The organism is Pseudobutyrivibrio sp. OR37, assembly GCF_900113655.1.
In the GTDB taxonomy this organism is placed as follows: Bacteria; Bacillota; Clostridia; order Lachnospirales; family Lachnospiraceae; genus Pseudobutyrivibrio.
In genome coordinates this window covers 1-6,018 of record NZ_FOQF01000059.1, presented here as the reverse complement: position 1 = coordinate 6,018, position 6,018 = coordinate 1, and the positions used below count along the sequence as shown (strand labels likewise).

Genomic DNA, 6,018 nt, shown 5'->3' with positions numbered 1-6,018 from the left:
TTTTCTTTTGCTCTGTGTGACTTGCTGTCCCTCAGTGCTCGATTATAATATCACCTAGAATTGTAGTTGTAAAGCCTTTTTTGAGTATTTTACCAAAGTAAATCTATTTGCCCCAAACACCTTATTTGTACGAATTGTACAAACATTATACTCATATTTTTATATACACGAGAATTAATATAATGTTTCGAAGGTTCTACTAGGTTTTTATGAATTCAATATTTTATTGTATTATACAACTACATCTATCAAGCATTTCTTCCTTAGATGGAAGCTCGAGACCTACTGTAAGTTCTTTAACTTGCAATTCAAATTGATGCAATGTAATTACATTATTCTCATAGTCTTTAAGAAGCCTATTCTTTTGCTTTATCTTATCCGCTAATTCATCTGAAGAAAGTACTCCCCAAGTATCTAATTCTAATAATTTCAAATCAACTTCTTTACAGATTTTCTTAAATTCCATTAATTCTCTCCCTTCTATATAAATTAATTAGCTTTTATCATATTAATTGCTAATATCCTAAAATATATAGCTCTTCCAATCACGGTAGACATAAATGTAGCTCCTAAAACTAATACTATGGAACCTATATCTACCGTACTATATATGTAATACGTTGTTAATAGATTTAATATATTTAGGAATACTGTAATAAGCGTAGATACAAATATAGGATAAAGAACATATTTTGGCCATTTTGCAAAAAACACTCCCAACCTATTAATTGGCTTCTTCGAACGATCTACAGATGTCTTCCAAACCTTTATTAGTACAATCATCTGTTCAAAATCATCTGGTGAATCTTTGAATGTAACATTTTTTTTCATCAAATCTATAGGCGCATTCGGAACAAGTTCTGGACGAGCATTAAATGTAAGAATTGCTTCTTGCAAAAGCAATAACTTATCTTTATCCTTACTATTTTCAGCTTGCATGCGATAACTCTCTTGCAGGGATTCTATAAAAACACGTTGATTAAGGGTTAATTTCATTTTTAACCTCGCAAGATTATTAGGATCTGCCATAAAACGCGTGTATTCACTATTTATTTTTTCTCTAGTCTTTTCACTTACAATTACTTTCATTTTACCACTCTCATTTCTAGGAAGTAGTATAGCTAAGTTTTACAGGCTATTCAATAAATAAAATATTAAAAATATATTAACTTAGCAGAGTCTAAATCGTGGAAAAGTCACTTTATAAATTGATATTGCATCAACATATAAAAAAAGCACTGAACCATAATAGATTCAATGCCTTATTAATTAGCGTGCGTGAGAAGATTCGAACTAGGTACACCTCTCACAATCCTTGAATTTACAATACTTTTACCACAGCTGATAGCTGAATACTCAAATGATACTCAAATTGCCTTCTCTAATTCTCCAATCAGTTCATCTATATTTTTTCGATTATAGATATAGAACTGTTTTGTAATGTCAAAATCTATATGTCCCATCTGTTTAATTATTAGATGCTCTGGTACTCCTGCCTCATAAAGCTTTGATGCATATGTTCTTCTAATGGCATGAGGACTTCTCTTCGGAATGCCTAGAATTATACATAAGCGATATAATCTATCTCTAAACTTCTTCGCAGAGTATCGTTCTATTTCTTTATCAGAGAATAAATATTCACTATTAACAGCTGATTTTTCAACAATTTTCTTCAACAAGGTAGAAGCTTCATGAGTCAATAAAACTGTTCTAGCACCTGATTCTGTTTTCGTAGTATCAGACACTATATAGGTTGCGCCGTTACCAATTCTTTCTTCTGTCCTTGATATATTAATTCCTCTATATCCTTTTTCAATATCATCATTTTTTAATGCAGCAAGTTCGCCAACTCTTAGGCCTGTTCTGAATAATAACAATATACCTAGGTCAACAAGAGTTTCACTTTCAAGACAATACCTTGTAATTTGAGCTATCTCATCGTCAAAGAAAATAAACTCTTCGTCAGATTTCTCAGACTTTTTTGTCCTGCGAAAAGTTCCTCTTAATTGCCTGCTCAAATCCGAAAGTATGTCATCAATATGAATGTCTATATATTCATTATCTATAGCATAATGAAATATTCCTCGCAAAACAGTTTTTAACGATGCATAAGCCTTAGATGTCAATTGCTTGTCAGCAACTTCCTTTTTCATGAAGAGCTTAATTTGATATGCAGATATATCTTCAATATTGTCACTTTGAACGTTTGAAAAATGTCTCTTAAACACTTTCTCATATGTATAAATGCTAGACGGTTTCTTGTTAATTCGTAAATCGTCAATCCATCCATTATAGCAATCTTCAATGGAGTGCTTCTTATTGTTTTGTGTATAATGCTCAACTAGTTTATTTTCAAGTTCTCTTTGAGATTTAGCTCTAAGATTTTTCCTTTTACCTGTTAGTTCATCGACAACATATGTCTGATAATAACCTTTATATCTTCCGCTCTGCAGCTCAGCAATTTTTGCATGATGATTTTTTAATATTTCCCTCCTAGTCATGTCTATATAGTATTCTAAATCTATAAAAGACATACTAGCACTTTGAGTATCATCTTTAAAGTGGGCAAGCCCATTTGTAATATTAAATTTCATAATGGGCTCACCCCTTTCTACTAATTTATTTTGTCAAAAATATTTTCTAAAACATACGGTTTTTGATTCTTTTTACTATAACTGTTAGGCTTTTTTTCTGTGTAGTAATACTGATAGTTTATATACTCCATCTTGTATATCCAATCCATATCAAAATGAACAACTGAAGATAATCTCCTAAATAATTGTTCGCCTCTATCGGCATAATCAAGTTTATACTTTCGATAGAATTTTATTGGGTCATAGGGAGTAGTTATGTAAATTGTTTTGCAAGCTAGAGATTTATTAAAATATCTAGATGACATTGCAACCTTTCCCCTAGAAAAGGGATTCAACATTGCCAATAACTCTGAATATGGAATAACATCCGGCCTCAATTCATCTAGAATTATAATTGGTTCAGCTTCATAAAACTGAAATGGGTCTGTTGATGTCGTAGTCTTATAATATGCACCAGCTTCTCTTGCTAACAATTCTGCGAGATAACTTTTACCTGTTTCACTCTCCCCATAAAACCAATGCACACCAACCATCTCATCATTTTCAATCATTTCCTGATGTAACTTTTCAGCACTCCTATCAAGGTAAAGCTCATGGGCTTTTTTTATTTTGTCAGCAGCCTTTGCATAATCAGAACCTGTGAGTAATTCTTTGGCAGCAGAAACTGTCATATTCCCACTTCCAATCAAGTCTAAGATTGCATTAATTTTGTTAGCACTAGTAATACCCTCAATCTTACTTACTTTATTACTTACTTGATTTATAAAATCTTTATAGTCAAAATTTGCTCTTACTTCATCACACGAGTACTGATGTTTATGTCGAGAATTATTAGTAGCATGGATAAGATATGAAAAACCATTTTCTACATTTCCCTTCCATATCTCTAGTCTTTCTGGCTTGTCTCCTATATCCTTAGCTACTTGATTCAGTGAACGCGCATTTTCAAATTGCATCATCAAGTGTATATGGGCTTCGGCTGGAGTAACATTATCATCCTTTGTGTCTTTGTCATGTATCACTAAAGCCATCCTTTTAGGACTTAACACCTTTTCAACATAATCATATAATTCGTCTGGAGACATATTATTTGGCAAATAAGCTATTTGCTGCTCATACATGTAATTCCGACACTTATTATATGGTGATTTCCTTGGCATTGTGCCACGCTCCTTCCATTTCATAATATTTCAGTCATCAAAATTGACACACATTATTATTTTTCGGCTGGGGATAACAAGCCCTCCCCAGCCGTATTTATAAGGATTTCATTCATTTTGGCACTGGCACAGCGCAAAGATTTCTACTACGTAAAATCTTTGCGCTGTCTATTATTTGAATAATACTTATTCAATAAATCTGACAGTGCTTTATACTCACCAAATTCAATACGTGGAAACTTTACAAACTTTATATTATTATTTGTTCCATCGTCCGCACTAAACCATGCATCGCCTGCTAAAAATTGTCGTTCCCTGAGTATTTCTAGCTTAGACGAATCCCACAGAAATCTGGCTTCTTCCTTACTTGGTTTAAACAGTATGCGAATCCCACAGGCATTATTTACAGCAGTTTCCAAGCCACCTGTTCCAACTGATGCTTCAGCAGTTGATAATATTAAGAAACAACCTGCCGAAGCCCCCTGTGTTGCTATTTGTCTCAGCATCCCCTGAAATTCAGCCAAACAGTACTCAGGTTTCTCCTTTGAGGCTTTCTTTGGAAACATATCCTGAATACTAACAAACTCATCAAGGAATAATATGCATGGCTTCATTCCAATTTCAAACCATTTACGTGCTTTTCCATCTTCATCGGCTGCCTTATTGATGAACTTCTGACGTTTTATTCTTAGGTTATTAAATCCTTTTATAGCTTTTAAAATATGTTCAACGTCACCATTTTCTCTTGGGGATAATACATAAGGACACTGACTAAGTTCTGCAGACTTAGGGTCTACTATAACTACCTTTGAACCAAATTTATCTCGACCTTGCTTTAGAATAGGTAATAAAAATGTTGATATTATAGCTGTTGTCTTACCTGACCTGCTTTTGCCAGAGACAATAGCTGATGAGTTTAATACCTTGGTATAGTCAATATATACATCTTCTCTGATATATATTTTCGTCGATATAGATGGTATATCAGATATGGTCTTATATACGCTCTGTTTATTGTAGTTCTTGATAACATCTTCAATGTAATAATCTACATATCTTCCTGCTATATCCTCTTCTTTAGCTATGACAGCATAATTGCCAAATCTCTTACGCAAACAATCAGAAATTACAGTTTCTAGATTTGCAACATCATCAAATTTTGCAGATTGACACTCAACTCTGATAACAAATCCACTGTCAATATTGTTCACATATATATCTGGTTCTATTTCACCCTCAATCAAATGAAGTGGATTACCCATACGAGAAGCACATAAACGTTTACGAACAATATATTTTATTTTCCGTCTATCACTTCTAACAATATTTTCAATGAAGGCAATTACGACTATAGCAGTACCTATAGTAAATAGAATGGTAATATATTTTTCAAAATCTACTGAGTAATCTTTGCCTAGCAGCTGATATAAATTGTTGCTTACATATTCAATTCCTTTAAGGAAACCAGCTCCTATGAATATTCCTACGCCTAGGATTATTATCTTAGGCGTAGGTGAGGTATACTTCAGAAGATTATCCTTTTGCCATCCCCTCATATTAAACCTCCCTCTTTATAGGAGCTGCTGTTTTTGGTTGCGGCGTTACAACAACCAAATCATCACAAGTGATAGATAATAAATTTCGATATTCACCATAGACTTTCGCTTTCATACCTTTAGGAACTACTTTGGCTTCAAGTGGGATGTTTATGTCCTTTTCGAGTTTAAATGTGACCTTCTCATATCGGTTTGTAAATTGATTCCCCTCTTTAAACACATATGGTGTTTTGTCATCGATAATTACACATTCCACCTTTGTGCCCAAATGAACCTTTGTTTTATAATCCGTATTTTCTTCTAATTTAGTAACTACTAATGTTTTGCCTGCAAAGAATGCCTCTGCATCAAAAGTAACAAATTGTGCAAGACCTTTCATGTTGGCCTCCTACTATTAGTATTAGTCATAGTCATTCTTTACCTTTTCTATAGGTTCGACTATGCTGTTTAAGGTACTGTGGATTGGTTTTCGCCTCCTACCGCATAGACGGTTTACGAAAGGCTCCAACCACAGTCTCTTTGTTTATTTGTTAATCAGTTAGTTACCGCATGACGGTTTATCAAGAAGTAGGTTACGATTGCAAGGAGCCCTGTGGATCTGAAACAGTATCAATACTATTATTAGGGAGGTCCTATATGATCTATGTAGGAATTGATGTCGCTAAAGACAAACACGATTGCATTATCAAGAACTCTGTTGGGGAAGTT

Annotated in this window: 6 protein-coding genes; all 6 read right to left on the bottom strand. The window is 33.6% G+C overall.

The features are described from left to right. Window positions 1-223: 223 nt before the first annotated feature. Window positions 224-466, bottom strand: a complete 243-nt coding sequence (locus BM097_RS15630; protein ID WP_090552579.1) for a hypothetical protein — start codon at window positions 464-466, stop codon at window positions 224-226. A 23-nt stretch (window positions 467-489) separates the two neighbouring features. Continuing rightward, window positions 490-1,089 (bottom strand): hypothetical protein, encoded by a 600-nt coding sequence (locus BM097_RS15625; protein ID WP_090552578.1) that lies wholly within the window; start codon window positions 1,087-1,089, stop codon window positions 490-492. A 278-nt stretch (window positions 1,090-1,367) separates the two neighbouring features. Beyond that, window positions 1,368-2,594 carry a tyrosine-type recombinase/integrase gene (locus BM097_RS15620; RefSeq protein ID WP_090552575.1) on the bottom strand — a complete coding sequence of 409 codons (1,227 nt, stop codon included), beginning with the start codon at window positions 2,592-2,594 and terminating at the stop codon, window positions 1,368-1,370. A 20-nt stretch (window positions 2,595-2,614) separates the two neighbouring features. Further along, a complete protein-coding gene (locus BM097_RS15615; RefSeq protein WP_177197491.1) occupies window positions 2,615-3,754 on the bottom strand; it encodes a Rep family protein in 1,140 nt (379 codons plus the stop codon). A 146-nt stretch (window positions 3,755-3,900) separates the two neighbouring features. Beyond that, window positions 3,901-5,310: a P-loop NTPase family protein gene (locus tag BM097_RS15610; RefSeq protein ID WP_090552570.1), complete on the bottom strand. Its 1,410-nt coding sequence runs from the start codon at window positions 5,308-5,310 to the stop codon at window positions 3,901-3,903. Window position 5,311: 1 nt separating this feature from the next. Next, window positions 5,312-5,689 carry a hypothetical protein gene (locus tag BM097_RS15605; RefSeq protein WP_090552567.1) on the bottom strand — a complete coding sequence of 126 codons (378 nt, stop codon included), beginning with the start codon at window positions 5,687-5,689 and terminating at the stop codon, window positions 5,312-5,314. Window positions 5,690-6,018: the final 329 nt, after the last annotated feature.